The organism is Sphingomonas adhaesiva (assembly GCF_002374855.1).
Lineage (GTDB): Bacteria > Pseudomonadota > Alphaproteobacteria > Sphingomonadales > Sphingomonadaceae > Sphingomonas > Sphingomonas adhaesiva.
This window is the reverse complement of sequence record NZ_NWVC01000002.1, coordinates 358,854-385,569: the sequence shown is the minus strand read 5'-3', so window position 1 is coordinate 385,569 and position 26,716 is coordinate 358,854. Positions and strand designations below refer to the sequence as shown.

The following is a 26,716-nucleotide window of genomic DNA, read 5'->3' as shown; positions in this document are numbered from 1 at the left end:
GCGCGCAATTGCGTGAGGCGATCGGGCGGGGTTATGCATTGTGCGGATGATGCGGGTGGAGTGGCGTAGATGAGCGCGGCGGCGCAGCCGCCCCGGCGGGGCGGGCAAAGCGGCGGGCGTGCCCGCCGTGCGCTGGTCGCCGTGTCGGTGCTGGCGCTGGCCGCGACCGCGGGCGTGTGGCTGTCGCGCGTGCCGATCGCGACGCATGTCATCGACCGCGAACTGGCTACCCGCGGCGTGCCGGCGCGCTATCATATCGCCGACCTGGGGCTGGGGCGGCAGCGGCTGACGAATGTGGTGATCGGCGATCCGCGCGACCCCGATCTGGTCGCCGACTGGGTGGAAACGTCCACCGACGTCGGCCTGTCGGGTGCGCGGGTCGTTGCGGTGCGCGCGGGGCGGGTGCGCGCGCGGGCGCGGTGGATCGACGGCACGCTGTCGCTGGGCGCGATCGACCGGCTGTTGCCGCGCTCGACGGGCGGGGCGGCGCCGTTCGTGCTGCCGACCCTGGCACTCGACGTCGCCGACGCGCGCGCGCGGGTGGAAACGCCGGCCGGCGTCGTCGGCGTGAAACTGACCGGGCGCGGGCGGCTGGACGACGGCTTCGCCGGCACGATCGCGGCGGTCGCCCCGCGCGTCGCCGCCGGCGGGTGCAGCGTCGCGGATGTCCACGCCGTGCTGGCGGTCGCCATCCGCCGCGGTGCGCCGACGCTGACCGGCCCGCTGGGCGCGCAGCGCGTCGCGTGCTCCGGCGGCGTGACCTCGCAGCAGGTCGCGGCCGGCGCGCAGGTGACGCTGGGCGCTGGGTTCGATCGGTGGCAGGGCAGGCTGCATCATGCCGGCGCCGCGACGGTGCGCGCGCCCGGCTATGGCGTCGAGCGGTTGACCGGGACGATCGCGTTCGACGGCGATGCCCGCGCAACCAAGGGCGAGGTGCAACTGGCGTCGGGGCCGCTCACCGTCCCCGGCGCGCGCGCGAAGGGCGCGACGATCGCGGCCCGCTACGCGCTGGGCGGCACGGCGCCCGCCTTTGCCGGATCGGTGGCGACGCGGGGCACGGCGCTGGCCCCCGCCATGTTGCGGCAGGTGACGGCGCAGGCGGATGCGGCGGCGGGATCGCCGGTCGCGCCGCTGGTGCGGCAGGCCGCGCTGGCGGCGGCGCGCGCCGGTCGCGCGTTCGACCTGGCGGCGCGGGTCAGCCTGGCCGATGGCGCGGTGGCGGTGCCGGACCTGACGCTGACCGCCGTCAGCGGCGCGCGCGCGACGGTGAGCGGCGATGCGCTGCGCGTCGGCGGAGTCGCGCTGGGCGGGCAGATGCGCGTCGCGGGCGGCGGGCTGCCGACGATCGCCGCCGACCTGACGCAGCGCGCCGGCGGCGCGATCGCGGGAACGGTGCGGATGGCGCCTTATGCCGCCAACGGCGCGCGGCTGGCATTGACCCCGATACGCCTCGCGGGCGGGCGGGTGACGACGCAGGTGACGCTCAGCGGGCCGCTGGGCGACGGTGGCCGGGTCGACGGGCTGGTCGTGCCGGTCGATGCGCGCTGGCGCGGGTCGCGCATCGCGCTCAACCCCGCCTGCACCCCGGTGGCGGTGCGCGCGCTGGCGGTGTCGGGGCTGCGGCTCGACCCCGCGCGGCTGGCCTTGTGCCCGACCGGCGCGGCTTTGGTCGAGGTGGCGGGCGGGCGCGTGGCGGGCGGCGCGCGGATCGGTGCGGCGGCGCTGCGCGGCGCGATCGGCGGCACCCCGCTGGCCGTGGAGACGGCGGGCGGCACGGTGCGGCTGGGCGACCGCGGCTTCGCGCTGGCGGACGTGCGCGCTGACCTGGGCGCTGAGGGCCGCGTGACCCGCATCGCCGCCGCGCGGCTCGACGGGCGCGTCACGCCGGCGGGCGTCGCGGGCGCGTTCGCGGGGCTGGGCGGACAGGTCGCCAACGTCCCGCTGGCGATGAGCGCGGGGGACGGCACGTGGCGGCTGGCGGGCGGCGTGCTGTCGCTCGACGGTGCGCTGTCGGTCGCCGACACGCAGACGCCCGCGCGGTTCGAGCCGATGGCCGCGCGCGACGTCGCGCTGGTGCTGAAGGACGGGCGGATCGACGCGCGCGGCACGCTCCACGAACCGGTCACCGGCACGAAGGTGGCCGACGTCACCATCGCGCACCGGCTGTCGACCGGCGAGGGGCATGCGCATCTGGCGGTGCCCGGCATCACCTTTGGCGAAGGGTTGCAGCCCGACCGGCTGACGCGGCTGACGTTCGGCGTGATCGCCGACGTGAAGGGGACGGTCAGCGGGCAGGGCGACATCGACTGGGGCGCGAAGGGCGTGACCAGCACCGGCACCTTCACCACGCCCGGCACCGATCTGGCTGCCGCATTCGGCCCGGTCACCGGGCTGGCGGGGACGATCCGCTTCACCGACCTGCTGGTGCTGGAAAGCGCGCCGGGGCAGGTGGCGACGGTGGCGTCGATCAACCCCGGCGTTCCCGTCACCGACGGGCGGATCGTGTTCCAGACGCTGCGCGATACGAAGGTGAAGGTGACCAGCGGCACCTGGCCGTTCGCGGGCGGCACGCTGTCGCTCGACCCCACGCTGCTGGACTTTTCCGAAAGCGGGCAGACGCGCCGCATGACCTTCCACGTCACCGGCATGGACGCGGGCAAGTTCCTGCAGCAGTTCGATTTCTCGAACCTCAATGCCACCGGCATCTTCGACGGGGTGCTGCCGATGGTGTTCGACGCCAATGGCGGGCGGATCGAGGGCGGGCGGCTGACCGCGCGCGCCGGCGGCGGGGGCATCGCCTATCTGGGCGAACTGACCGAGAAGGATCTGGGCTTCTGGGGCAATCTGGCCTTCCAGTCGCTGCGCTCGCTCACCTATCGCGAACTGGTGCTGGAGATGGACGGGCCGCTGGCGGGCGAGATGGTGACCGGCGTGCGCTTCACCGGCATCCGCCAGGGCGCGGGCGCCAAGAGCAATTTCCTGCTGAGCCGCCTGACGCGGCTGCCGATCGTGTTCAACATCACGATCCGCGCGCCGTTCCGCGGGCTGATCGATTCGGCGGCCAGCTTCTACGATCCGCAGCGGCTGGTCGCGCGCAACCTCCAGGCGTTGATCGCGGAGCAGAACCGGCAGGCGGAAGCGGCCCGGCACTCGCAACAGGGCGGGCAGGGGGAACAGGGGGGCGCCGTTCAGCCCCCGGAAAGCGGGAATGTGCCATGACCGAAACGGGATTGCGGAAGGTGAGCGTGACGACGAAGCTGTTGGCGATGGCGGTGATGACCGGGATGCCCTTGATCGCGGGCGGGTGCGTGAACATCTCGGCACCCGACAAGCCGATCCAGATCAACCTGAACATCAACGTCACGCAGGAAGTGGTCTATCGCCTCGACAACGAAGCGAAATCGCTCATCAAGCAGAATCCGGGGATTTTCTGACGCCATGACCAAGAAAGCCATTCTGATGATCGCCGCCGCGCTGGCCGCGGTGTCGGGCGCCGCCTGGGCGCAACGCGACCCGGCCTATGCCGCGGCGCGCGCGGCGGGCGAGGTGGGCGAACAGCCCGACGGCTATCTCGGCGTGGTGGGCGGCGGCAACGCGCAGCTGCGCGCGCTGGTCAGCAACATCAACATCCAGCGCAAGGCCGCCTATACGCAAAAGGCGCAGGCCAGCGGCGCGACGGTGGAGCAGCTGGCTTTCACCAGCGGCTGCAACCTGATCGCGCAGACGAAGCCGGGCGAGAAATATCGCACCCCCGACGGTTCGTGGGAAACCCGCGGCGCGGGCGCGCCGGTGCGCGATTCGCGGTGCGTGTGATCCGGTAGGACGGGGGTCTGCGCTCGATGAAGGTCCCAGCCTGCGCTGGGAGGACGGCCGATATCCTGCGTCGCCCCTGCGCAGGCAGGGGCCTTTCGCGGTTCCCGCGCACCGCCTCTCCCTGATCCACAACGGTTGACACCCCCCGGACCCCCGGCTAACCGGGCCGTGCCTTGGCGGGGCTGCTCGCCGACAGAGCGACTTCCCCTTCCTGGTTCGTACACGATCACGGGATGGGGATGCTGCGTGTCGGAGAATGGACCCGGACAGGATTTCCACGGCGCGGAAGACCCGCGGCTCGCCTCCCTCGACAAACGGCTGGAGCGGGCACGCAGGGACGAAGCGATCCGCACGGGGGCCGTGCGCGACGATGGGGAGGCCGGCTATCAGCTGGGCAACCGCGTGCTCGCCGCCCTGATCGGAAGTCTCGTCGGCTCGGCGCTGATCGGCTGGCTCATCGACCGCTGGTTCGGCACGACGCCTTGGGCGCTGATCGTGATGCTGTTCCTGGGGATCGGCGTCGCGTTCAGGCAGATCATTCGGTTGACGACCAGGCGCCCGGACGAACCGGGCGCTTGACGTATGTAAGACGGTTGGGGACCAGCGCGTGGCGGCAGAAGGCGGCAAGATCGATCCGATGCACCAGTTCCTGATCGAGCCTGTGCTCGGTCAGAAGTGGGTGGTGGGCGGCTATGATCTGTCGTTCACCAATTCGGCGCTGTGGATGGTCATCACCCTCGTCTGCCTGTGGCTGTTCATGCTGGGCGGGATGAAGCGCGAGCTGGTGCCCGGCCGCTGGCAGGCCGCGGTGGAGGGGTTCACCGGCTTCGTCCAGAACATGCTGACGTCGAACGTCGGGCCGGAGGGCAAGCGCTTCGTCCCCTACGTCTTCTCGCTGTTCATGTTCATCCTGTTCGCCAACGTCCTGGGGCTGATGCCGGTCGGCATCGTGCCGGGCTGGCACCCGTTCACGATCACCAGCCACCTGACCGTCACCGGCGTGCTGGCGATCATCAGCTTCTCGATCGTGCTGATCGTCGGCTTCGGCAAGCACGGCTTCCACTTCTTCAGCCTGTTCGTGCCGCACGGCACGCCGGTGGTGATGATCCCGCTGATCTTCGTCGTCGAACTGCTGAGCTTCCTGGTCCGTCCGTTCTCGCTGGGTCTGCGACTGTTCGTCGCGATGACCGCGGGGCACATCCTGCTGAAGGTGCTGGCGGCGTTCGTCATCAACGGGCTGAACATGGGCGCCGGCTATGCCGCGATCGTCAGCCTGCCCAGCTTCGCGCTGATGATCGGCATCACGCTGCTCGAACTGCTGGTGGCGGCGATCCAGGCCTATGTCTTCGCGCTGCTGACCAGCGTCTATCTCAACGACGCGGTCAACCTGCACTGAGTTTCCTTCGTTCAACCAACTGATTTTTTCACGGGAGTTTACTGACATGGACGCAACCGCCGCCAAGCTGCTCGGTGCTGGTCTCGCCGCGATCGGCATGGGCATTGCCGCGCTGGGCGTGGGCAACGTGTTCGCCGCCTTCCTCGAAGGTGCGCTGCGCAACCCGGGTGCCGCCGACGGCCAGCAGGGCCGCCTGTTCATCGGCTTCGCCGGTGCGGAGCTTCTGGGCCTGCTCGCCTTCGTGACGATGATCATCCTGGTGTTCGTCGCGTAACGACACGCCGACGGACCCGTCCCGTCCGCCCCGTGCGGGCGGGGCACCAAGGATAGCGGACACCCATGCCTCAAATCAGTCAGATCGCCGCCACCTACGCCTCGCAGATCTTCTGGCTGCTCGTCACCTTCGGCATCCTGTATTTCGGGATCGGCAAGATGATGGTCCCCAGGGTGCAGGGCGTGATGGACCTGCGCGAATCGAAGATCGCGCAGGATCTGGCCGACGCCGAAGCGGCGCGCGGCCAGGCCGACACGACCGAGGCGGCATGGACCGCGCGGATGGACGCCGCGCGCGCCGCCGCGCAGGCCGAGGTCGCCAAGGCCAAGGCGCAGGCGGCGACCGCTGCCGAAACGCAGATGCGTGCCGCCGACGCCGACCTGGCCGAGCGCGTGGCGCATCACGACGTGGCGATCGCCAATGCCAAGGCGGCGGCGATGGTCAACGTGCAGACGATCGCGGCGGAAGCCGCACAGGAGCTGGTCGAGCGCCTGTCGGGCGTCGCCATCTCCCCCGAAGCCGCCAACGAGGCGGTGCGCAGGCAGATGACACATGGCTAATCCCACCTCCACCGTCGTGCAGGACATCGAGGCGCAGCCGCTAGAGACGCATGACGTCGCCAACGGCAGCGGGATGACCGGCACCGTCCATGGCGGCGCCGTGGAACATGCCGCGCCGACCGCGCTGGGCTTCAACGACACCGGCTGGGTCGGGATCGCCGCGCTGGTGGTGCTGGTCGGCATGGTCATCGCCAAGGTGCCGGCGGCGATCGCCGGGATGCTCGACAAGCGCATCGGCGAAATCCGCCGCCAGCTGGACGAGGCCGCGCAGCTGCGCCGCGAGGCCGAGGCGCTGCGCGACGAATATGCCGCCAAGGCGCAGTCCGCCGAAAGCGACGCCGCCCGGATGCGCGAGAATGCGCAGCACGAGGCGACCGCGATCATCGCCAAGGCCAAGGCCGACACCGCGCTGCTGATGGATCGCCGCGCGAAGATGGCCGAGGACAAGATCGCCGCCGCCGAGCGTGCGGCGATCGCCGAGGTCCGCGCCCGCACCGCGCAGGCCGCCGTCGCCGCCGCTGCGGCGCTGATCGCCGAGCGGCACGGCCAGGACGCCGACCGTCCGCTGATCGACAAGGCGATCGCCGGGGTCGGCCGGCTCAACTGAGCGCCGCGTTCTGCGTTGCCCGCAGGAAGACCCCGTCGCGTCGCGGCGGGGTTTTCGTGTTTCGGGCGCGGGCTTGCCGCGCGCCGCGCGGCGCGGGATGATGCGGCATGGCCCGTTGGACCGATCGCCTCCGCGCGCTGCTGCGCCGCGATGAGCCGGGCGTCGACCCCGATGGCTTCGGCCAGTCGCTCGCCGACGACCTGCGCTTCCTCCACCGCTTCCGCCGCTGCCGCCGCCGCGCGGTGACGTGGCGCACGCCTACCGCTGCCGAACGCGCCGCGATCGACGGCGACCCGGTGATCGGCCGCTTCGGCGACGACACGGTCGCGCTGGCGCAGGTCGACGGCCGCCGCTGGATCGTGCGCGATCGCGTCTGGCATGGCTGGCCCGACCCGCCCGAATTCGCCTTCTTCGCGGTCGAGCCGGACGGCACGATCTGGGCCGGCGCGGACTTCGATCGCTGGCCGGCGGCGTGGCGGCGGCCGTGATCCGCCTGCGCATCGTCATGCCGGACCCGATCCGGCAGCCATGCCTCCCCGAATCGCACCTGCCGGGCGTTGCCGCCGAGTCCGCGCATCCCTAGATCGCGGGCGATGACCGGCAATTACGGCCCCCCCGACCGCTTCAACGAGGAAGCCGCGACCTATACCGTTCGCGGCGCCGACACGCCCGATCTGGAAACCGGCGTGGCGGCGATCCGCAATGTTCTGAAGACTCTGCCGCTCAAGCCCGGCGTGTACCGGATGCACGATGCCAAGGGCGACGTGCTGTACGTCGGCAAGGCGCGCGCGCTGAAGAACCGCGTCGGCAATTACGTGCAGGTCGAACGCCTGTCGAAGCGGTTGCAGCGGATGGTGTCGCTGACCCGGTCGATGACGATCGTCACGACCAACAACGAGGCGGAGGCGCTGCTGCTGGAGGCGCAGCTCATCAAGCGGTACCGCCCCGCCTACAACGTGCTGCTGCGCGACGACAAAAGCTTCCCGTTCATCCTGTTGCGCGCCGATCACGACTTCCCGCGCATCCAGAAGCATCGCGGCGCGCGGCGGGCGAAGGGCGACTATTACGGCCCGTTCGCCAGCGCGGGCAGCGTCAACAATACGCTCAACGCGCTCCAGAAACTGTTCCTGCTGCGCAGCTGCACCGACGGCTTCTTCAAGACGCGCGACCGCCCGTGCCTGCTGTACCAAATCAAGCGGTGTTCGGCGCCGTGCGTCGGCCGGATCGACGACGCGGGCTATGCCGAGCTGGTCGCCGACGCCAAGAAATTCCTCGCCGGCAAGACCACCGACGTCCAGGCGAAGCTGGGCACGCAGATGCAGGCCGCCGCCGAGAACATGGATTTCGAGCTGGCCGCGGTGCTGCGCGACCGGTTGAAGGCGCTCACCTTCATCCAGGGAACGCAGTTCATCAATGCCGAGGGCGTGGGCGATGCCGATATCTTCGCGCTGGCCAGCCACGAAGGGCTGATCGGGATCGAGGCGTTCTTCATCCGCGGCGGGCAGAACTGGGGCCACCGCAGCTTCTTCCCCGCGCACACCGCCGATGTGCCCGAGGACGAGGTGCTGACCCAGTTCATGGCGCAATTCTATGAGGAGGTGCCGCCCGCGCGCACGATCCTGATCGACCGCGTGCTGCCCGAGGCCGAGGTGCTGGTGCAGGCGCTGTCCGATCAGGCCGGGCGCAAGGTGGAGATGCAGGTGCCCCAGCGCGGCGTGCGCAAGCGGCTGCTCGATCAGGCGACCCGCAACGCGCGCGAGGCGCTGGAACGGCGGCTGGCGGAGAGCACCACCCAGGCGCGGCTGCACCGCGAACTGGCCGAGTTGTTCGAACTGGCCGAGCCGCCCGACCGGATCGAGGTATACGACAACAGCCATATCCAGGGCACCAATGCGCTGGGCGCGATGGTCGTCGCCGGGCCGGAGGGGTTCCGCAAGGGCCAGTATCGCAAGTTCAACATCAAGCAGGCGGCGACCGACGACGATTATGCGATGATGCGCGAGGTACTGACCCGCCGCTTCGCACGCGCGCTGGAGGAGGACCCGGACCGCGACGGCGATACCTGGCCCGATCTGGTGCTGCTGGACGGCGGGCGCGGGCAGCTGAACGCGGCCAAGGCGGTGCTGGAGGATCTGGGGATCGAGGACGTGTGCCTGGTCGGCGTCGCCAAGGGGCCGCACCACGGCCGCGAGGGGCGCGAGGTGTTCCACCTGATGGACGGGCGCGAACTGACGCTGCCGGTCAATGCGCCGCTGCTGTTCTACCTCCAGCGGCTGCGCGACGAGGTTCACCGCTTCGCGATCGGCGCGCACCGCGCCAAGCGGGCGAAGGCGATCGGCGCCAGCCCGCTGGACGAGGTGCCCGGCATCGGCCCGGCGCGCAAGAAGGCGCTGCTGATGCATTTCGGCACCGGCCGCGCGGTGCGCAACGCCAGCCTGGAGGATCTGCGCAAGGCGCCCGGCGTCAGCGCCGGGGTGGCGCAGCAGGTGTACGATTTCTACCACGCGCGGTGATGCGGGGGGGGCGGGGCGGGCGGCCCTTTCCTTCGGCCCGAAACGTCGCCCCAGCGCAGGCTGGGACCTCCACCGGCTCCTGTCTGCCGCTATGACCGGGATATCCCAGCCTTCGCTGGGATGACGACCGATTCGATAGGAAGGGTGATGGGTGGCGGAATGTCGCGCCGCTCCGGCCCGAAACCAGGGCTTTCCCTTTCACGGCGACCCGCTACGCTGAACTGCGGGGAACATATCCGGGGGGACAGGGGTGATGCGGCAATGGCCGTTGGCGGTCGTGCTCATGGCGAGCGCGGCATCGGTGCAGGCATCCGAAACCGTGCGCTACGCGCCCGCGCCCGACTGGGTGGCGGCGGCACCCGCGATTACCGCGGCGCAGGTCAGCGGCGATGCCCCGGCGATCGTCCTGTTCGACAATCAGGCGCGGCTGGATGGCGCGCAGTCGGTCACCTATATCGACACCGCCACCCGCGCGGTGACCCCCGCGATGCTGGCGCAGATGGGCAACCTGTCGATCCCGTGGATGCCCGATCGCGGCGACCTGACCATCCACCGGCTGGAGATAGTGCGCGACGGCAAGACGATCGACCTGATCGCCGCGGGGCAGAAATTCACCGTGCTGCGCCGCGAACAGCAGATGGAACAGAACGTCCTTACCGGCCTGTTGACCGCGACGCTGTCGGTCGAGGGGTTGCAGGTCGGCGACGTGCTGCGCACCAGTTTCTCGATCGGCCAATCGGACAAGGCGCTGGGCGCGCATGCGATGGTGGTCACCATGACCCCGGCCGCGCCGTTCCGCGCCGGTTTCGCGCGGTCGCGGCTGATCTGGCCGCGCGCGCAGGCGGCGAAGTGGAAGGGCTATGCCGCCGGGCTGGCCACGACCGAGCGTGACGTCGGCGACCTGCACGAGGTGATCGTCGCGCTGCCGCTGCCCAAGGCGCCCGACATGCCCGAGGACCTGCCCGACCGACTGCAACGCCTGCCGATCGTCGAGGCGACGAACTTCGCCGACTGGGCCGACGTGTCGCGCACGCTGGCGCCGCTGTACGCCACCGACGGGCTGATCGCGCCGGGCAGCGCGCTGGACCGCGAGGCGGCGGCGATCGCGGCGGCGGAAGGCGATCCGCTGCGCCGTGCGCAGCGTGCGCTGGAACTGGTGCAGGGCAAGGTCCGCTATCTGGCGGTGGGGATGAACGGCGGCGCGCTGACGCCGCAGGCGCCGGCGCGGACGTGGGAATTGCGCTACGGCGATTGCAAGGCGAAGACGCTGCTGCTGCTGGCGCTGCTCCACCGGCTGGGGGTGACGGCGGAGCCGGCGTTGGCGAGCGTGCAGATGGGCGCGATCGTCGCGACGCGGCTGCCGTCGGCGGCGGTGTTCGACCATATCCTGGTGCGCGCGACGATCGGCGGCGAGACGCTGTGGCTGGACGGCACCGGGCTGGGATCGCGGCTGGAGGATATCCACGACATGCCGCCGCTGCGCCATATCCTGCCGCTGCGCACGGCTGGCGCGGCGCTGGAGGCGCTGCCGCTGCGCGCCGATGCCCGCCCCGACCGCATCGTCGAGATGAAGTGGGACCAGCGCGCCGGCGTCGAATTCCCGACGCTGTTCGACGCCAGCATCATGATCCGCGGCCGCATCGCGGAGATGTTCGCCGGCGCGGCGAGCCAGGCGGATGCCGAGCAGCGGCGCGACCTGCTGCGCGGCATCATCACCGAGGAGACGGGCGAGGCGCAGTTCGTGTCGGAGGATATGCGCTACGACGCCGCCACCGCGACCGCCACCGTGACGGGGCGCGGTATCGTCACCACGCCATGGCGGCGGGAGAACCGCCGCTATCGCATGAATGTCGACCGGGTGGTGAGCCTGCTGGATTTCACGCCTGATCGCGCGCGCCAGGCGTGGCGCGACCTGCCCGTCTCGACCGGGACGCCGGGTGGCACGGTGTACCGCGCGACGTGGCAATTGCCCGACAAGGATGCAGCATGGGAGCTGGAAGGATCCCGCACGCTGCCCGCGATGCTGGCGGGGCGGCAGCTGCGTCGGCAGGTGGCGCTCGACGGCGGCACCTTCACCATCGAGGAGCGCGTCGACGCCATTGGTGCCGAGGTCGCGCCGGACGCGCTGGCCGCGGAGCGCGCGCGATATGCCCAGGCGCTTGCCGACCTGTTGCGGCTGAAGGCGCCGGCGGCGCTGCCCAACCGCGCCGAACAGGTGCTGGCAGGGCGCAAGGACGGTCGGTTCAGGCCGCTGGAGGCGGCCCTCTCCGCGGTCATCGCGCGCGATCCGAAGGAAGCGAACGCCTTTGCCAGCCGCGCGTCGTTCCGCGCCGGGCTGTTTGACAATCCGGGCGCGATCGCCGACCTGTCGCGCGCGATCGAGCTGGAGGATTCGGTGCGGCTGCGCACGCAGCGCGCGGCGCTGTATATCGAGGAGGACCGCCCGCGCGAGGCGCTGGCCGATTACCAGCAGGCGCGCGGGCTGGAACCGGACAATGACGGCGTGCTGCTGGCGCTGGCGCAGTTGACCGCGCATCGCGGCGACCGGCCGGCGGCCTATGCGCTGCTCGACGAGCGGATCGCGCGCGGCGACCGTGAACGGATCGGTGCCGTCCAGACCCGCGCGGAACTGATGGCGGCAAAGGCGGGGGGCGAACCCGACCAGGCCGTCGCGCTGCTCGACGCGATCGTTGCCGAACGGCCGGGCGATTCCGGGCTGCTCAATGCGCGCTGCTGGGTGAAGGGGATCGGCAATGTCGCGCTCGACACCGCGCTGAAGGATTGCACCCGCGCGATCGAACTGTCCGACAGTGCGGGGCCGGCGCTGCACAGCCGCGCCTTCGCTTATTACCGGATGGGCCGGTTCGACGAGGCGCTGGCGGACCTGGACGCGGCGGCGGACATCATGCCGCGCTCGGCCGACGTCCTGTACCTGCGCGCGCTGACCCGCCGCCATCTGGGTCGCACCGCGGAGGCGGCGGCGGACATGACCGCGGCGACGATGTTCGACAAGCAGATCGCCGCCACCTACGCCCGCTATGGCGTGACCGGGTAGCAGGCGGCGCAGTCGTCCGTTTACCTTCGGCTGCTACACCCCCCGTCATGCCGCACGTCTTCCTGACCATCGACACCGAGTTCCGCTGGGGCGATCACGCCGCGGGGCTGGCGTTGCCGGCGATCAGCGAACGGTCGATCGAACCGGCCGGGGTGGGGCTGGCGTGGCAGCTCGACCTCTTGGCGCGGCACGGGCTGAAGGCGACGTTCTTCGTCGATCCGATGCCCGCGCTGGTCTACGGCGAAGAGGCGATCGCGCGCGTCGTCGCGCCGATTCTGGCGGCGGGGCAGGAGGTGCAATTGCACCTGCATCCCAATTGGGTCGGCGCGCATCCCGGCGACGGCGGGGCGACGCATGGCCGGTTCGAACTGATCGATCATTCGCGCGACGCGCAGGCCGCGCTGCTGGCGAAGGGGATCGCGCTGCTGACCGCGGCGGGGGCGCCCGCGCCGGTCGCGTTCCGCGCCGGCAGCTATGCCGCCAACGACGATACGCTGTCGGCGCTGGCGATGCTGGGCATCCGCTACGACAGCAGCCACAATGGCGCGCACGCGCCCTGGCCCAGCGCGATCGGGCTGCCCGCGGCACAGATCGCGCCGGTGTGCCGCCGCGGTGTGATGGAAGTGCCGGTGACGCTGATCGAGGATCGCCCCGGCCGCTATCGCAACGTGCAGGTGTGTGCGCTGTCCACCGCCGAGATGCGCGCGACGATCGACCATGCGGTGGATCGCGGGCATGAGGCGCTGACCATTGTCAGCCACAGTTTCGAACTGGCCAACCGCGCCGCCACCGCGCCCAATCGCGTCCATGTCCGCCGGTTCGAGGCGCTGTGCGCGATGCTGGCGGCCCGGCGTGATGCGGCGCCGACCGCGCATTTCGCGGACCGCCCCGCGTTGCGCCCCGGCCGCGACGACGCGCCGCTGCCGCCCAGCGCGCTGCGATTGCGCTGGCGACAGGTGGAACAGGCGTGGTCGACGCTGGTCGAGGAACGCGCCGCGTGAGCGCGCCTCCCGCGTCGGGCGGGGCGGCGGGCGCCTTGTCGTTCCGCATCGGCGCGCGCACGCTGGCGTCGATCCCGCGCGATCTGGTGCGGATCGGCCTGTCGCTGGACGAGGCGCTGGCCGGGCACGCGCCGGTGCTGCCCGCGCTGGCCGCGCATCAGGACGGCTGGTTCGTCACTTCGCTGCCCGATGCCGCGGTCATCGCCGCGCCGGGGATCGGCCATGTCCGGCAACGCTACCGACGCTATTACGTCGATCTGACCGCGGGCGAGGCGGCGTGGCGTGCCTGCCTGTCGGGGCAGGCGCGATCGGGGATGAAGCGCAAGGCGAAGAAACTCGCCGCGGCCAATGGCGGCGCGCTCGACATCCGCCGCTACCGCACGCCCGCCGACATGGCGGCGTTCCACCCGCTGGCGCGCGCGGTGGCGGCGACCACCTATCAGGAACGCCTGCTGGGATCGGCGCTGCCCGGCGATGCGGCGTTCGTCGAGGAAATGCGCGAGCGCGCGGCGGTCGATGCCGCGCGCGGCTGGCTGCTGTTCCTGGGCGATGCGCCGATCGCCTATCTGTGGGGCGCGGGTGAGGGCGATTCGCTGCGCTACGACTACGTCGGGCACGACCCGGCGTTCGGCGAGCTGTCGCCGGGCAGCGTCCTGATGGAGGCGGCGCTGACTGATCTGTTCGCGGACCGCTTCGCGCGGTTCGACTTCACCGAGGGCGAGGGCCAGCACAAGCGCACGCTCGCGACCGGCAGCGTCGCCTGCCGCGACGTCCTGCTGCTGCGCCCCACGCTCGCCAACCGCGCCGCACTGGCGGGGCTGGCCGGGTTCGAACGCGCGGTGACGGCGGCGAAACGCTGGGCGGAAGTGCCCGCGGTGGCGCGCGCGGTGAAGCGGGTACGGCGGTAACGCCGGGCGGAGGGGCGCTCTCCCACGTCATCCCAGCGCAGGCTGGCATCTTCGGCGTGTGCCGGGGCAGGAGCCGCGGGGAGGCCCCTGCCTGCGCAGGGGCGACGCGTGCGGTCGCATCGCCTATATCCCGCCCATGCACATCCGCGCCGATGCCGTGATCCTGTCCGTGCGCGCGCACGGCGAACATGGCGCGATCGTGCGCGGGTTCACGCGCCTGCACGGGGTCCAGCCGGGCTATGTCCGCGGCGGCCATGCGCGGCGGCTGCGCCCGGTGCTGCAACCCGCCAATGCGATCCGCGGCGAATGGCGCGCGCGCACCGACGAGCAACTGCCCGTGCTGACCGCCGAGCTGATCCACAGCCGCGCGCCGCTCCATGCCGAGCCGTTGCCCGCCGCCGCGCTGGAATGGCTGACCGCGCTGACCGCCGCGACCCTGCCGGAGGGGCAGCCCTATCCGCAGCTCTACGATGCGCTGGGCGCGGTGCTGGATGCGATCGCGGCGGCGCCGTCGGCGCGGGGCTGGGCCGGCAGCATCGCGCGCTACGAACTGCTGCTGCTCGCCGAACTGGGCTTCGGGCTGGACCTGTCGGCGTGCGTCGCGACCGGCGCGACCGACGACCTGGCCTTCGTCAGCCCGAAGAGCGGCGGCGCGGTCGCCCGCGCGGCGGCGGCGGGATATGAGGCGCGGCTGTTCCCGCTGCCCCCGTTCCTGACCGGCGGCGGCGCGGCGGACAGCGGGGAGGAGGCGCTGGCCGCGCTGGCGATCACCGGGTATTTCCTGGCGCGCGACGTGCTGACCGATCGGCGCCGCGAGATATTGGCGGCGCGCGAACGGCTGGTCGCGCGCGTCAACAGGGCGGTTGCGTAGCGCCGCGCGCCGCGCCATGCGGTCGGGCCATGACGGACACGAAACTGATCGCGATTCTGCCGGGCGACGGCATCGGCCCCGAAGTCACCGCGGAGGCGCGGCGCGTGCTGGAGGCGCTGGCGCTGCCGCTGGCGTTCGAGGAGGCGCCGGTCGGCGGCGCGGCCTATCGCGCCAGCGGCCACCCGCTGCCCGCGGAGACGCTGGACCTTGCCCGGCGCGCCGACGCGATCCTGTTCGGCGCGGTCGGCGATCCGGCGTTCGACGGGCTGGAGCGCGCGCTGCGCCCCGAACAGGCGATCCTGGGGCTGCGCAAGCATCTGACCACCTTCGCCAACCTGCGCCCCGCGCGGATCTTCGCCGGGCTGGAGGACGCCTCCACGCTGAAGCCGGAGGTGGCGCGCGCGATCGACCTGGTGATCGTGCGCGAGCTGAACGGCGACGTCTATTTCGGCGACAAGGGCCGCCGCACCACCGACGCCGGCCTGCGCGAGGGGCACGACCTGATGCGCTATGACGAGGCGGAGGTGCGCCGCATCGCCCACATCGGCTTCCAGACTGCGGCGAAGCGGCGCGGGAAGCTGTGCTCGGTGGACAAGGCCAACGTGCTGGAAACCTCGCAATTGTGGCGCGACGTGGTGATCGAGGTGGCGGCGGAATATCCGCAGGTCGAACTGACCCACATGTACGTCGACAATGCCGCGATGCAGCTGGTCCGCAATCCCGGCGCGTTCGACACGATCGTGACGGGCAACCTGTTCGGCGACATCCTGTCGGATCAGGCGAGCATGTGCGTGGGGTCGATCGGGATGCTGCCATCCGCGTCGCTCGATGCCGATGCCAAGGGGCTGTACGAGCCGATCCACGGCTCCGCGCCCGATATCGCCGGCCAGGGGAAGGCCAATCCGTGCGCGGCGATCCTGTCCGCCGCGATGCTGCTGCGCCATTCGCTGGCGCTGCCCGAACCGGCCGACCGGATCGAGGCGGCGGTCGCCGCCGCGCTCGCCACCGGCGTGCGCACCCCCGACCTGGGCGGCACCGCGAGCACGCGGACGATGGGCGACGCGGTGCTGGCCGCGCTCTGACCCGACCGGCGATGACGCCCCCGCTCGACGTCGCGGTCGTCATCCCGACCTTCAACGAGCGTGCGAACGTCGCCGTGCTGGTCGCGCGGCTCGATGTCGCGCTCGCCGGGCTGGCGTGGGAGGCGATCGTCGTCGACGACGACAGCCCGGACGGCACCGCCGATGCCGCGCGCGCGCTGGCGCTGGCCGATCCGCGCGTCCGCGTGATCCAGCGGATCGGGCGGCGCGGGCTGTCGACCGCTTGTATCGAGGGGATGTGCGCCACCGCCGCGCCGCTGGTCGCGGTGATGGACGGCGACCTCCAGCATGACGAGGCGCTGCTGCCGCGGATGGTCGCTGTGCTACAAGGCGATCCGGCGCTGGACCTGGCGATCGGATCGCGGTTCGCGCCGGGCGGCGGCACCGGGGAATGGGACCGCGACCGGGTAGCGAAATCGGCGCTGGCGACGCGGCTGGCGGCGCTGGTGCTGCGCTCCGACCTGGCCGATCCCATGAGCGGCTTCTTCATGATCCGCACCGCCACCGTCCGCGCGCTGGTGCCGCGGCTGGGCGGGATCGGGTTCAAGATCCTGCTGGACATCATGAGCGCCAGCCCGCGCCCGCTGGCGTTCGTCGAACTGCCCTACACCTTCCGCACCCGCGCGGCGGGGGAAAGCAAGCTCGACCATGTCGTCGCGCTGGAATATCTGATCGCGCTGTACGATCGGCGGATGGGGCGGATCGTGCCGGTGCGCTTCGCGATGTTCTCCGCGATTGGCGCACTGGGCGCCGGGGTGCACATGGCGGTGCTCAGCCTTGCCTATCTGCTGCTCGGCTGGTCGTTCCTGGCGGGGGAGATCGCCGCGACCGCGGTGGCGATGACGTTCAACTTCTTCCTCAACAACGCGCTGACCTATCGCGACCGGCGGCTGACCGGCGCGCGCGCGCTGTTCGACGGCTGGATCGCCTTCTGCCTGGTCTGTTCGGTGGGGGCGGTGGCGAACGTCGGCGTGGCGGCGTTCCTGCACGACGTGCGCGCCGGCTACTGGGCCGCTTCCGCACTGCTCGGCGTGTTGGTGGGCGCGGTGTGGAATTACGCGCTGTCGTCGCGTTTCACCTGGGGACGCTATCGCTGAACGGCACGCCTTGCCCGCGCGCGCAAAGCCACTACGCTGCGCGAAAAAAGGGGGGAGGTGCCGTATGAACGCCGTGTGGATCGCGCTGGGCGTGGTGTTGCTGAGCGTCGTCACGACGTCGGTCGCGTTGCTGGCGGCGTCGCGCAAGCCGCGGTAGCCCGCCGGCTTCGTCATTTCGGGTATCTGGCGTCGGCGCCCGTGATCGGGCAAGACACCCGGCGCGCGGGCCGACCGCGCCGCGCTGGGGGGCAGGACGTCGTGACCAAACCGCATTTCCTGACGCTGGATGCGATGCGCGGCGTGGCCGCGATCACGGTCGTGCTGTTCCACGGCGCGCGGCTCGCCGGGGTGCAGACGATGCCGCACGGCTATCTGGCCGTCGACATGTTCTTCGCTTTGTCCGGCTTCGTCATCTCGCGCGCCTACGACCGGCGGCTGGCGGCGGAATGGACGCCGCTGCACTTCTTCCGCCTGCGGTTGGTGCGTTTCTATCCGCTCTACGCGCTGGGACTGGCGATCGGTGCGACGCGCGAGCTGCTGCTGGTGGCGACGCACAACCACTTCGCCTTGCCCGTCCCGCTGCTGTTCGGGGCGCTGGCGGCGGGGGCGCTGTTCCTGCCGTTCCCGGTCGGGCAGCGGGGCGATTATCTGTTCGCGATGAACCCGCCCGCCTGGTCGCTGTTCTACGAACTGCTGGTCAATATCGGCTATGCGCTGGTGTTTCGCTGGCTCACGGTTCGCACGCTGGTTGCGATCGCGCTGGCCGGTCTGGCGGCGATCTGGGTTCTGGGCATTCACGCGGGGACGCTTGAGCTGGGCGGCACGGGCGCGCAATGGCCCGGCGGCGCCGCGCGCACGATCTTCGCCTTTTCGGTCGGCGTGCTCATCAACCGGCTGGACATCCGCACGCGCGCGGTGCCGCCGTGGCTGCTGCTGGCGCTGGTCGTCGCGATCGGGGCCAGCCCGGCGCATTGGGGCGTCGCGTTCGATCTGGCGATCGTCACCGTCGTCGTGCCCGTGATGATCGCGGCGGGTGCCTCCGCGACGGTGGGGGCGCGGCAGCGCGGGCTGTTCGCGTTCCTGGGCGCGATCAGCTTCCCGATCTACGCCATCCACGGCCCGTTGCTGCCGATCGCGGAGATGGCGGCGCAGCGGCTGCCCGGCGTGCCGCGCCCGGCGCTGCTGGCGGCGCTGGTCGCCGCGCTGCTGGTCGCCGCATGGTTGCTGGAGCTGTTATACGACGCGCCGCTGCGCCGGCGGCTGCGCCATGTCGCGATGCCCGGCGTCACACCCAGCGCGCGAACCACGTCCAGCGGCTGAACGCGCCCGCGTGCGCCAGCGGCTCGGCCGACAGCACCGGCAGGAAATACAGCGCCAGCGCGAACGCGACCAGCAGATAGACCTCCACCCACGCGCCCAGCGCCGCGCGCCAATGGTCGATCGCCACCGCCAGCGCGACCGACAGGAAGACGCCGGCCGGATAGTAATAATAATAGAATCCCAGCGACTTGGGGATGATCGCGAACATCCCCAGCGCCAGCGCCCACAGCATCGCCGGCGCCAGCAGCCGCGCCGATCCGGTGCGGATCCACCCGTACAGGCACGCCGCCACCGCGATCAGCCCGCCCCACATCACCGCCGGATTGCCGATCATCAGGATGCCGCGCTGGATGCCGTCGACCGGTTCGTACAGATACCAGATCGGGCGCAGCATCAGCGGCCAGCCGTACCACGCCGCCTGATAGGTGTGCGGCGGCAGCACCAGCGTCTGACGCTGGTACATCTCCCACTGGAACGCCAGCAGCCGCGCCGGGGTCAGCGCCTCGTTTGCGTAGAAGAAGGCGGGCGCGAAGGTCAGGAAATAGACCCCGACCGATACCGCCCCCAGCACCGCGATCGCCGGCAGCGCACGCATTCCCGGCCAGCGATCGGCGCGCCCGCGGCGCATCACCAGGAACGCGACCGCCGCGGCGGCAACATAGGGCGCGGCGCTCCATTTGCACGCGGTCGCGCAGCCCAGCATCGCCGCGCCCGCGGTCCATGCCGCCATGCTGCCGCTGCGCGCGCTGGCGGCGATCAGCGCGATCCCGCCGATCAGGAACGCGACCATGAACGTGTCGAGCATCGCGATCCGCGCCTGGACGTAGACGGTGAACCCAAGCAGCGCGAGCGTCGCGGCCAGCAGCGCGGGGGGCGTGCGCCGCGTCAGCACGCGGGTCAGCGCGAAGACGCCGCCGATCGTCGCCGCACCCGCCACCGTCGAGAAGAACCGCCAGCCCAGCGGCGTATCGCCGAAGATCAGCATGCCCGCGGCGATCAGCTCCTTGCCCAGCAGCGGATGCTCGATATTCTCCGGCCCCGACAGCGTCAGCAGCACGCGCGCGGCGCGCACGTAATGCACCTCGTCGAACACCAGCTGCGCCGGCACGGTGACGCGGAACAGGAAGATCGCCCAGGCGAGCAGCGCGACCAGCGGCCCCACGATCCACGGCCTCACGATCCATGAAGTGTCGACGTTGCGGCGCATCGGCCCCGATTCCCCCTTCGCGTGCCCATCCCCCTTGTCTCGATCCGTCGCGAAAGGCAAAGCGTGGCGCCATGAAGCGGCGCACCGGACAGGACCGATCCATCACCCAGGGCTGGCGGCCCGCCACCCAGGCCGTGCGCGGCGGCACCGCGCGCAGCGAGTTCGGCGAAACGTCGGAGGCGATCTTCCTCACCTCCGGCTATTGCTACGACCGGGCGGAGGATGCCGCGGCGCGCTTCGCCGGGGAACAGCAGGGAATGACCTATTCCCGGCTGCAGAACCCCACGGTGGAGATGCTGGAACAGCGCATCGCGCTGCTGGAAGGGGCGGAGGCGTGCCGCACCATGGCCACCGGCATGGCGGCGATGACCGCGGTGCTGTTGTGCCAGTTGCAGCAGGGCGATCATGTCGTCGCGGGCCGCGCCGCGTTCGGCTCGTGCCGCTGGCTGGTCGATACGCTGCTGCCCAAGTTCGGCATCGCGACCACCACCGTCGACGCCCGCGATCCGCAGGCGTTCCAGGACGCGGTGAAGCCCAATACGAAGGTGTTCTTCTTCGAAACCCCCGCCAATCCGACGATGGACGTCGTCGATCTGGCGGCGGTGTGCGGCATCGCGCGCGAACGCGGCATCGTCAGCGTCGTCGACAATGCCTTCGCCACCCCGGCGCTCCAGCGGCCGATGGACTTCGGCGCGGACGTCACCGCTTATTCCGCGACCAAGATGATGGATGGGCAGGGGCGCGTGCTGGCCGGCGCGGTGTGCGGGACCGAGGATTTCATCACCAACACGCTGCTGCCGTTCACGCGCAACACCGGCCCGACGCTGTCGGCGTTCAACGCCTGGGTGGTGCTGAAGGGGCTGGAGACGCTGGACCTGCGCATCCGCCGCCAGTCGGACAATGCGCTGGCGGTCGGGCGCTTCCTCGAGGGGCGGGTGCCGCGCATCCTGCACCCCGGCCTTCCCAGCCATCCGCAGCATGACCTGGCGATGCGCCAGATGGTCGCGGCGGGCGGCATCTTCGCGTTCGAGGTGGAGGGGCGCGCGCAGGCGCATGCGCTGCTCGATGCGCTCCAGCTGATCGACATATCGAACAATATCGGCGATTCGCGCTCGCTGATGACGCACCCGGCATCGACCACCCATTACGGTGTGTCGGCGGAGGCGCGCGCGGAAATGGGCGTGACCGAGGGGCTGCTGCGCCTCAACGTCGGGCTGGAGGACCCCGCCGACCTGATCGACGATCTCGACCAGGCGTTGCGGCAGGTGGGGCTGTAATGGCGGTCGGCGCGATCGGGGCGCTGTTTCCCGACGCCGCCACCACCGGCGACGTGACCGTGCGCGTCTCCGCCAGCTACCTGCCCGAACAGTCGGAGCCGGCGCGCGGGCGCTGGTTCTGGGCCTATCACATCCGCATCGAGAACGACGGGGCCGGCGCGGTGCAGCTGCTGACCCGCCACTGGATCATCACCGACGGCCGCGGCGCGCGCCATACGGTGGAGGGGGAGGGCGTGGTCGGCGAACAGCCGCTGATCGCGGCGGGCGCCAGCTACGATTACGTGTCCGGCTGCCCGCTCGCCACGCCGACCGGGGCGATGCAAGGCAGCTACCGGATGATCGGGCAGGACGGGTCGCTGTTCGACGTCGCGATTCCGCGCTTCGCGCTGACCGCTCCGGCGGTCGCGGAATAGGGGCGGGGGCCATGAAGCGGACCCATCTGCCGCTCAACGGGCTGCGCGTGCTCGACGCCGCGGCGCGCCACCTGTCGTTCACCCGCGCCGCGGACGAACTGGCGGTCACCCCCGCCGCGGTCGGCCAGCAGATCCGCGCGCTGGAGGATACGCTGGGCGTCGTGCTGTTCCGCCGTACGACCAAGGGGCTGGAACTGACGCCGGAGGGCGATGCCGGGCTGGCCGCGCTGCGCCGCGCGTTCCTGGAATTCGAGGAAGCGGTGCGCGCGATGCAGGCGGGGCAATCGTCCCGCTCACTGACGATCGCCGCGCCGCGCGACGTGACCGAGAAATGGCTGCTGCCGCGGCTGGCGCAGATCGCCGCGGGCGACGCCGAAACCCGCTTCGCGCTCGTCACCGCGGACGAAAATGTCGATTTCACCGAGGCGAACCTCGACCTGGCGATCCGCTGGGGCGAGGGGCCGGGCGATCATGAGGGCGAGGCGATCGAGAGCGAGGGGCTGGTGACGGTCGCCCGCCCCGGCGGCGGCGCGGACACCGCGATCGCCTGGCCCGGATCGCCCGATGCGGAGGGCGGCGCGCTGGTCCGCGTCGGCGATGCCGGGCTGGCGATCGACGCGGCGGCGGCCGGGCTGGGCCGCGCCACCGTCCCCGAACTGCTCGCCGCGCGCGACATCGCGGCGGGGCGCGTCGTCACGCTGGGCACGCCGCAGCCGTCGCGCAGCGGATACTGGCTGGTCGCCCCCACCCCGCAATGGCGGCAGAAGAAGGTGCAATCGCTGGTCGAGGCGCTGGTCGGCTAGGGTCGCATACGCCAGCCCGCATCCACGTCACCCCAGCGAAAGCTGGGGTCTCTTCGAGCTGAAACGCCAGTGGCCTCAGACCGTGGTTTTCGCCTCGCGCAAATCCCGCGCCGCCTCGGTGCGCAGCGAACGCGTCGCCATCTGCGTCCACGCCGCCTCGGCGCGCAGGCAGCGGTCGCGGACATTGGCCAGCTCGGCCGCATCCGCCTGCTCGCGGCAGTCCGCGGCCCGCTGGGTGAACATTTCCGAATCGCGCATCGTCGTCACTTCCGTGCGGTGGATGAAGGGGGGCGCCGCGGCACTCAGACGGCGGCCAGCCCGGGGGGGTGCAGCGCCTCGTCCATCAGCAGAGTGTCGCTGTCGCGCAGGCCATGGAGGCGTTCGTTGATGCGCCGGGCATAGCCCTGCGCCATCAGCGCATGGCTGTAGCGCGCCTCGCGGCAGACCGCGGCGGCGGCCTTCATCAGCGATACCTGCTGGCGGTGGAGGAGGTAGTTGAGGTCCATGTCGGCTCTCCCATCTGTAAGCGGGAGCGCACTCGGTCTCTCAGTCGCTGCCGCCTACGGCATATGTGGCAGCGATGGTCCCCATATAGCATCGCGGGCGCGAAAACGCCACCCTCAGCTCTTCAGCTTCCACCCGCGGCGCAGCAGCACGTAGCACAAGGTCGCCAGCGCGACGTCCAGCGCCAGGATCACCACGCTGCCCGTCAGCACCGGCGAATCGGCGGTGCCCAGGAAGCCGTAGCGGAAGCCGGAGATGACGTAGAAGAACGGGTTCACATGGCTGAACGCGCGGAATGCCGGGGCCAGGTGATCGACCGAATAGAAGGTGCCGGACAGCAACGTCAGCGGCGCGACGACGAAATTGGTGACCGCGGCGGCATGATCGAACTTTTCCGCCCAGATCGACGTCAGCACGCCCACCAGCGCCAGGAACGCCGATCCCAGCAGCCCGAACCACAGCACCGCGCCGGGGTGGCGCGGGGTGACGTGGACGCCCGGCCACAGCGACATCGCCAGGAACACCGCGCACCCGACCAGGAACGCGCGCGTCACCGCCGCGCCGGTCAGCGCCGCCAGCAATTCTGCGGTGGACAGCGGCGGTTGCAGGTAATCGACGATATTGCCCTGGATCTTGCCCACCAGCAGCGAGAAGCTGGCGTTGGCGAAGGCGTTCTGCAGCATCCCCATCACGATCAGCCCGGGCGCGACGAAATCGGCGAAGGGCACCACCTCGCCCCCCACGCGCACCGGGGTCCGAGCGCCGCTGGCGACGGTGAAGATGACCAGGAACAGCAGCGTCGTGATCGCGGGTGCCCAGATCGTCTGGAGCTGCACCTTGAAGAAACGGCGCACCTCCTTCACATAGAGCGTCTTCAAGCCGCCCCAGTTGACGTTCCGGATCACCGGTTCGCCGGGGGCGTGCCTGACGCCTGACGGAAGTTGACGACCGGGGGAGGGCTGGCTGCTCATCGCGTCTGCGGGTAGACGCTGGCGCGGCTGCCCGCAACCGGCACGCATGAGGAAACTAGAATGTCGTGGACCGACGAGCGGATCGATACGCTCAAGACGATGTGGGAAGCCGGGCAGACCGCCAGCCAGATCGCCGAGGCGCTGGGTGGGGTCAGCCGCAATGCGGTGATCGGCAAGGCGCATCGACTCGGGCTGCAATCGCGTCCCTCGCCGGTGGTCAGCAAGGAGGAGGCGCGCGCCGCCGCGGAGAAGGCCGCCGCCGCGCCGCCGGCACCTGCCGCCGCCGCCTCTACTTCTTCCGCTGCGCCGCCGCCCGCCGAACCGGTCGCGCCGCCGCCGGCCCCGGCGGTTGCCGCGCGTCCGGCGCCTGCCCCGGCCGCCCCACCGCCGTTCTCGACCGCCCCCGCCGCCCCGCGTGAGGCCGCCGCCCGCCCGCCCGTCGCCCCCGCGGCGGAGCCGGACGATGCCGACGAACCCGCGGCGCCGACGCCCGCGCCGCAGCCGATCCTGCGCTCGGTCGGTCCCGGCGGCTTCGTCCGCCAGGCGCCGGGCGAACAGCAGCCGCCGATCGCTCCCGCGCCGCCGCGCCGGCTGGTCCCCGCGCGCACCGCGCCGGAATATGCCGACAAGACGTCGCTGCTCGATCTCAACGACAAGATCTGCAAGTGGCCGCTTGGCCACCCGGGCGAGCCGGACTTCCACTTCTGCGGTGAGAAGGTGAACCCCGGTTTCCCCTATTGCGTCGCGCATTGCGGCCACGCCTATCAGGCGCAGCTCCCCCGCCGCGACCGCCGCGGCGCCCCCCCGCTCCCCTTCGGCGGCCCGCGCGCACGCTGACCGCGCGCGCGGAAGGGGGGCGTCACCGGCGCAGGCAGGAGTCTTCATGGGGGAGCGGCATCCTCCTCCGCGGGAGATCCCAGCCTTCGCTGGGATGACGGGGGAGAGCCACCGGTCCTCCCGCATCGCCGCGTAGGGCCATCCAATACCTCTCACGTCGCCCCAGCGAAGGCTGGGGCCTCCACGGGGAAAGCGGTATCGCCCGCCCCACGCCGTCGCCCCTGCGCAGGCAGGGGCCCATGTCTGTCGCGTCCCGAGGAACCGTCGACTCATCGGCGTCCCCCGTGTGTCTACCGCCGCGCGGCACGACACAGCGATAGGCCCCTGCCTGTGCAGGGGCGACGAAGCGGGAGGGCAGGGCGCGTCTGTCCTGCGAGGTCACGTTTTTCGCTGCGACAACGTGGGTGATGGTGGCAGGCGGCCAATGCCGGTCGCGAACCACGGCTGACCGCGCTGACCTGACCCGTCGCCCCTGCGCAGGCAGGGGCCTATGTCTGTTGCTGCACGTGGAACCGTCGACTCATCGGCTGCGCTCGTGGGTCCACCGTCGCGCGGGACGACACAGCGATAGGCCCCTGCCTGCGCAGGGGCGACGAAACGGCACGCACCAAAACCTACCGCCGCTCCCCCGGCAGTCCCTGCCCAAAAAAAAGAGGCGCCCGGATCGCTCCGGACGCCCCCTTTGCCGTTACGTCGCGGGTGCGATGATCAGGCGCTGTAGTACATGTCGAACTCGACCGGGCTGGGGGTCATTTCCCAGCGCGCGACGTCGGCCCACTTCAGCTCGATATAGGCCTCGATCTGGTCTTTGGTGAACACGTCGCCCTTCAGCAGGAAGTCGTGGTCGGCCTGGAGCGATTCCAGCGCCTCGCGCAGTGAGGCGCAGACGGTCGGGACTTCGGCCAGCTCCGCCGGGGGCAGGTCGTACAGGTTCTTGTCCATCGCCTCGCCCGGATGGATCTTGTTCTGGATGCCGTCCAGACCCGCCATCATCAGCGCGGCATAGGCCAGGTACGGGTTGGCCATCGCGTCGGGGAAGCGCACCTCGACGCGCTTGCTCTTCGGGCCGGTGCCGTACGGGATGCGGCACGATGCCGAACGGTTGCGCGCCGAATAGGCGAGCAGCACCGGCGCCTCGTAGCCCGGCACCAGCCGCTTGTAGCTGTTGGTGGTCGGGTTGGTGAAGGCGTTGACCGCCTTGGCGTGCTTGATGATGCCGCCGATGAAGTACAGGCAGGTTTCCGACAGCCCGGCATAGCCGTTGCCCGCGAACAGCGGCTCCTTGCCGTTCCAGATCGAGAAGTGCGTGTGCATCCCCGAGCCGTTATCTTCCTTGATCGGCTTGGGCATGAACGTCGCCGACTTGCCATAGGCGTGCGCGACCTGGTGCACGACATACTTGTAGATCTGCATCCGGTCGGCGGTGGTGGTCAGCGTGCCGAACGTCAGGCCCAGTTCGTGCTGCGCGGCGGCCACCTCATGGTGGTGCTTGTCGCACGGCAGGCCCATTTCCAGCATCGTGGTGACCATCTCGCCACGGATGTCGACCGCCGAATCGACCGGCGCGACCGGGAAATAGCCGCCCTTGGCGCGCGGACGGTGGCCCAGGTTGCCGCCCTCGTAATCGCGGCCGGTGTTGGTCGGCAGCTCGATGTCGTCGATCTTGAAGTAGCTGGTGTTGTAGGCGGTTTCGAACCTCACGTCGTCGAACATGAAGAATTCGGCTTCCGGCCCGACATACACGGTGTCGCCGATCCCGGTCGTCGCCAGATACGCCTCGGCGCGCTTCGCGGTGGTGCGCGGGTCGCGGGCATAGCCCTCACCGGTCGACGGCTCGACGATGTCGCAGAACACGATCAGCATCGGCGTGGCGGAGAAGGGGTCGGTGTACACCGCGTCCAGATCCGGCTTCAGGATCATGTCCGATTCGTTGATCGCCTTCCAGCCCTCGATCGAGCTGCCGTCGAACATCAGGCCGTCGGTCCACTCGTCCTCGCCCATGACCGAGGCGACCATGGTCAGGTGCTGCCACTTGCCCTTGGGATCGGTGAAGCGCAGATCGACCCACTCGATCTCCTCTTCCTTGATCTTCTTCAGAACGTCTGCGGCCGTGTTCGCCATGATGCTTCTCTCTCTCGGGTTTGCGTCACCCCAGCGGGAGCTGGGGTCTCGCCGTAACTAGAAGACCC

Annotated in this window: 26 protein-coding genes; 21 read left to right on the top strand and 5 right to left on the bottom strand. The window is 70.8% G+C overall.

Annotation, left to right across the window (positions count from 1 at the left end; translation table 11 throughout):
• The first annotated feature begins 69 nt into the window (after positions 1–69).
• From COA07_RS06370 to COA07_RS06290, 17 genes are all read left to right on the top strand, one after another.
• Entirely contained in the window at positions 70–3,219 is a 3,150-nt protein-coding gene (locus COA07_RS06370; RefSeq protein ID WP_096640632.1) for an intermembrane phospholipid transport YdbH family protein, read from the top strand.
• Complete coding sequence (locus COA07_RS06365) at positions 3,216–3,434, top strand: YnbE family lipoprotein (RefSeq protein ID WP_066710990.1); 219 nt, start codon at positions 3,216–3,218, stop codon at positions 3,432–3,434. Before COA07_RS06370 ends, COA07_RS06365 begins: the two co-directional genes overlap by 4 nt.
• 4 nt (positions 3,435–3,438) lie before the next feature.
• Entirely contained in the window at positions 3,439–3,813 is a 375-nt protein-coding gene (locus tag COA07_RS06360; protein WP_066710991.1) for a YdbL family probable chaperone protein, read from the top strand.
• Positions 3,814–4,059: 246 nt separating this feature from the next.
• A complete protein-coding gene (locus COA07_RS06355; RefSeq protein WP_066710993.1) occupies positions 4,060–4,392 on the top strand; it encodes an AtpZ/AtpI family protein in 333 nt (110 codons plus the stop codon).
• 28 nt (positions 4,393–4,420) lie between these two features.
• Entirely contained in the window at positions 4,421–5,209 is a 789-nt protein-coding gene (locus COA07_RS06350) for a F0F1 ATP synthase subunit A (protein WP_066710995.1), read from the top strand.
• Between the two features lie 46 nt (positions 5,210–5,255).
• Positions 5,256–5,483 (top strand): F0F1 ATP synthase subunit C, encoded by a 228-nt coding sequence (locus COA07_RS06345; RefSeq protein ID WP_066491509.1) that lies wholly within the window; start codon positions 5,256–5,258, stop codon positions 5,481–5,483.
• A 65-nt stretch (positions 5,484–5,548) separates the two neighbouring features.
• Complete coding sequence (locus COA07_RS06340) at positions 5,549–6,043, top strand: F0F1 ATP synthase subunit B family protein (RefSeq protein ID WP_066491507.1); 495 nt, start codon at positions 5,549–5,551, stop codon at positions 6,041–6,043.
• The gene (locus COA07_RS06335) at positions 6,036–6,650 is read left to right on the top strand and encodes a F0F1 ATP synthase subunit B family protein (RefSeq protein WP_066710997.1); all 615 of its coding nucleotides are present in this window, start codon (positions 6,036–6,038) and stop codon (positions 6,648–6,650) included. The genes COA07_RS06340 and COA07_RS06335 overlap by 8 nt, the downstream gene beginning before the upstream one ends.
• A 107-nt stretch (positions 6,651–6,757) precedes the next feature.
• Positions 6,758–7,138: a hypothetical protein gene (locus COA07_RS06330; protein WP_066710998.1), complete on the top strand. Its 381-nt coding sequence runs from the start codon at positions 6,758–6,760 to the stop codon at positions 7,136–7,138.
• A 105-nt stretch (positions 7,139–7,243) separates the two neighbouring features.
• Entirely contained in the window at positions 7,244–9,163 is a 1,920-nt protein-coding gene (gene uvrC / locus COA07_RS06325; protein ID WP_066710999.1) for an excinuclease ABC subunit UvrC, read from the top strand.
• Positions 9,164–9,440: 277 nt separating this feature from the next.
• Positions 9,441–12,218 carry a DUF3857 domain-containing protein gene (locus COA07_RS06320; RefSeq protein WP_245842060.1) on the top strand — a complete coding sequence of 926 codons (2,778 nt, stop codon included), beginning with the start codon at positions 9,441–9,443 and terminating at the stop codon, positions 12,216–12,218.
• A gap of 47 nt (positions 12,219–12,265) precedes the next feature.
• Positions 12,266–13,219 (top strand): polysaccharide deacetylase family protein, encoded by a 954-nt coding sequence (locus tag COA07_RS06315; RefSeq protein ID WP_096640630.1) that lies wholly within the window; start codon positions 12,266–12,268, stop codon positions 13,217–13,219.
• Positions 13,216–14,127, top strand: coding sequence for a GNAT family N-acetyltransferase (locus COA07_RS06310; protein ID WP_245842038.1), 912 nt, complete (start codon positions 13,216–13,218; stop codon positions 14,125–14,127). Before COA07_RS06315 ends, COA07_RS06310 begins: the two co-directional genes overlap by 4 nt.
• 136 nt (positions 14,128–14,263) lie before the next feature.
• Entirely contained in the window at positions 14,264–14,998 is a 735-nt protein-coding gene (recO, locus tag COA07_RS06305; protein WP_096640628.1) for a DNA repair protein RecO, read from the top strand.
• A 29-nt stretch (positions 14,999–15,027) separates the two neighbouring features.
• Positions 15,028–16,080: a 3-isopropylmalate dehydrogenase gene (gene leuB / locus COA07_RS06300; protein ID WP_066711780.1), complete on the top strand. Its 1,053-nt coding sequence runs from the start codon at positions 15,028–15,030 to the stop codon at positions 16,078–16,080.
• 11 nt (positions 16,081–16,091) lie between these two features.
• The gene (locus tag COA07_RS06295; RefSeq protein ID WP_066711779.1) at positions 16,092–17,195 is read left to right on the top strand and encodes a glycosyltransferase; all 1,104 of its coding nucleotides are present in this window, start codon (positions 16,092–16,094) and stop codon (positions 17,193–17,195) included.
• 258 nt (positions 17,196–17,453) lie between these two features.
• Entirely contained in the window at positions 17,454–18,515 is a 1,062-nt protein-coding gene (locus COA07_RS06290; protein ID WP_141396484.1) for an acyltransferase family protein, read from the top strand.
• Here the strand turns inward: COA07_RS06290 and COA07_RS06285 are convergent.
• Positions 18,481–19,692, bottom strand: a complete 1,212-nt coding sequence (locus COA07_RS06285) for a glycosyltransferase family 39 protein (protein ID WP_245842037.1) — start codon at positions 19,690–19,692, stop codon at positions 18,481–18,483. The genes COA07_RS06290 and COA07_RS06285 overlap by 35 nt on opposite strands.
• Before the next feature lie 101 nt (positions 19,693–19,793).
• On the opposite strand from COA07_RS06285, the gene COA07_RS06280 reads away from it, so the two are divergent.
• From COA07_RS06280 to COA07_RS06270, 3 genes are read left to right on the top strand one after another with little or no spacing between them, the layout of a single operon-like run.
• Positions 19,794–20,999 carry a trans-sulfuration enzyme family protein gene (locus COA07_RS06280; protein WP_066711776.1) on the top strand — a complete coding sequence of 402 codons (1,206 nt, stop codon included), beginning with the start codon at positions 19,794–19,796 and terminating at the stop codon, positions 20,997–20,999.
• Between the two features lie 14 nt (positions 21,000–21,013).
• On the top strand, positions 21,014–21,412 hold the full coding sequence (apaG, locus tag COA07_RS06275; protein WP_066711781.1) for a Co2+/Mg2+ efflux protein ApaG: 399 nt from the start codon (positions 21,014–21,016) through the stop codon (positions 21,410–21,412).
• Positions 21,413–21,423: 11 nt separating this feature from the next.
• Positions 21,424–22,215, top strand: coding sequence for a LysR family transcriptional regulator (locus COA07_RS06270; RefSeq protein WP_096640626.1), 792 nt, complete (start codon positions 21,424–21,426; stop codon positions 22,213–22,215).
• A gap of 75 nt (positions 22,216–22,290) precedes the next feature.
• Here the strand turns inward: COA07_RS06270 and COA07_RS06265 are convergent, their stop codons facing one another.
• The 3 genes from COA07_RS06265 to COA07_RS06255 all read right to left on the bottom strand — a co-directional run bounded on the left by COA07_RS06265 (position 22,291) and on the right by COA07_RS06255 (position 23,690).
• On the bottom strand, positions 22,291–22,473 hold the full coding sequence (locus tag COA07_RS06265) for a hypothetical protein (RefSeq protein WP_066713730.1): 183 nt from the start codon (positions 22,471–22,473) through the stop codon (positions 22,291–22,293).
• A 44-nt stretch (positions 22,474–22,517) separates the two neighbouring features.
• A complete protein-coding gene (locus COA07_RS06260) occupies positions 22,518–22,721 on the bottom strand; it encodes a hypothetical protein (protein ID WP_066713728.1) in 204 nt (67 codons plus the stop codon).
• Between the two features lie 114 nt (positions 22,722–22,835).
• Complete coding sequence (locus COA07_RS06255; protein ID WP_066713726.1) at positions 22,836–23,690, bottom strand: ABC transporter permease; 855 nt, start codon at positions 23,688–23,690, stop codon at positions 22,836–22,838.
• Positions 23,691–23,750: 60 nt separating this feature from the next.
• On the opposite strand from COA07_RS06255, the gene COA07_RS06250 reads away from it, so the two are divergent.
• Complete coding sequence (locus COA07_RS06250) at positions 23,751–24,527, top strand: GcrA family cell cycle regulator (RefSeq protein ID WP_096640624.1); 777 nt, start codon at positions 23,751–23,753, stop codon at positions 24,525–24,527.
• 708 nt (positions 24,528–25,235) lie between these two features.
• Here COA07_RS06250 and glnA read toward each other — a convergent pair.
• Positions 25,236–26,648, bottom strand: coding sequence for a type I glutamate--ammonia ligase (gene glnA, locus COA07_RS06245; RefSeq protein ID WP_066713154.1), 1,413 nt, complete (start codon positions 26,646–26,648; stop codon positions 25,236–25,238).
• Positions 26,649–26,716 lie beyond the last annotated feature (68 nt).

Bases quoted from the DNA above. Each gene is read 5' to 3' on its own strand.
- COA07_RS06370 (WP_096640632.1), top strand. From the start codon at position 70: ATGAGCGCGGCGGCGCAGCCGCCCCGGCGGGGCGGGCAAAGCGGCGGG.
- COA07_RS06365 (WP_066710990.1), top strand. From the start codon at position 3,216: ATGACCGAAACGGGATTGCGGAAGGTGAGCGTGACGACGAAGCTGTTG.
- COA07_RS06360 (WP_066710991.1), top strand. From the start codon at position 3,439: ATGACCAAGAAAGCCATTCTGATGATCGCCGCCGCGCTGGCCGCGGTG.
- COA07_RS06345 (WP_066491509.1), top strand. From the start codon at position 5,256: ATGGACGCAACCGCCGCCAAGCTGCTCGGTGCTGGTCTCGCCGCGATC.
- COA07_RS06340 (WP_066491507.1), top strand. From the start codon at position 5,549: ATGCCTCAAATCAGTCAGATCGCCGCCACCTACGCCTCGCAGATCTTC.
- COA07_RS06335 (WP_066710997.1), top strand. From the start codon at position 6,036: ATGGCTAATCCCACCTCCACCGTCGTGCAGGACATCGAGGCGCAGCCG.
- COA07_RS06330 (WP_066710998.1), top strand. From the start codon at position 6,758: ATGGCCCGTTGGACCGATCGCCTCCGCGCGCTGCTGCGCCGCGATGAG.
- uvrC (WP_066710999.1), top strand. From the start codon at position 7,244: ATGACCGGCAATTACGGCCCCCCCGACCGCTTCAACGAGGAAGCCGCG.
- COA07_RS06315 (WP_096640630.1), top strand. From the start codon at position 12,266: ATGCCGCACGTCTTCCTGACCATCGACACCGAGTTCCGCTGGGGCGAT.
- recO (WP_096640628.1), top strand. From the start codon at position 14,264: ATGCACATCCGCGCCGATGCCGTGATCCTGTCCGTGCGCGCGCACGGC.
- leuB (WP_066711780.1), top strand. From the start codon at position 15,028: ATGACGGACACGAAACTGATCGCGATTCTGCCGGGCGACGGCATCGGC.
- COA07_RS06295 (WP_066711779.1), top strand. From the start codon at position 16,092: ATGACGCCCCCGCTCGACGTCGCGGTCGTCATCCCGACCTTCAACGAG.
- COA07_RS06280 (WP_066711776.1), top strand. From the start codon at position 19,794: ATGAAGCGGCGCACCGGACAGGACCGATCCATCACCCAGGGCTGGCGG.
- COA07_RS06270 (WP_096640626.1), top strand. From the start codon at position 21,424: ATGAAGCGGACCCATCTGCCGCTCAACGGGCTGCGCGTGCTCGACGCC.
- COA07_RS06265 (WP_066713730.1), bottom strand. From the start codon at position 22,473: ATGCGCGATTCGGAAATGTTCACCCAGCGGGCCGCGGACTGCCGCGAG.
- COA07_RS06260 (WP_066713728.1), bottom strand. From the start codon at position 22,721: ATGGACCTCAACTACCTCCTCCACCGCCAGCAGGTATCGCTGATGAAG.
- COA07_RS06255 (WP_066713726.1), bottom strand. From the start codon at position 23,690: ATGAGCAGCCAGCCCTCCCCCGGTCGTCAACTTCCGTCAGGCGTCAGG.
- COA07_RS06250 (WP_096640624.1), top strand. From the start codon at position 23,751: ATGTCGTGGACCGACGAGCGGATCGATACGCTCAAGACGATGTGGGAA.
- glnA (WP_066713154.1), bottom strand. From the start codon at position 26,648: ATGGCGAACACGGCCGCAGACGTTCTGAAGAAGATCAAGGAAGAGGAG.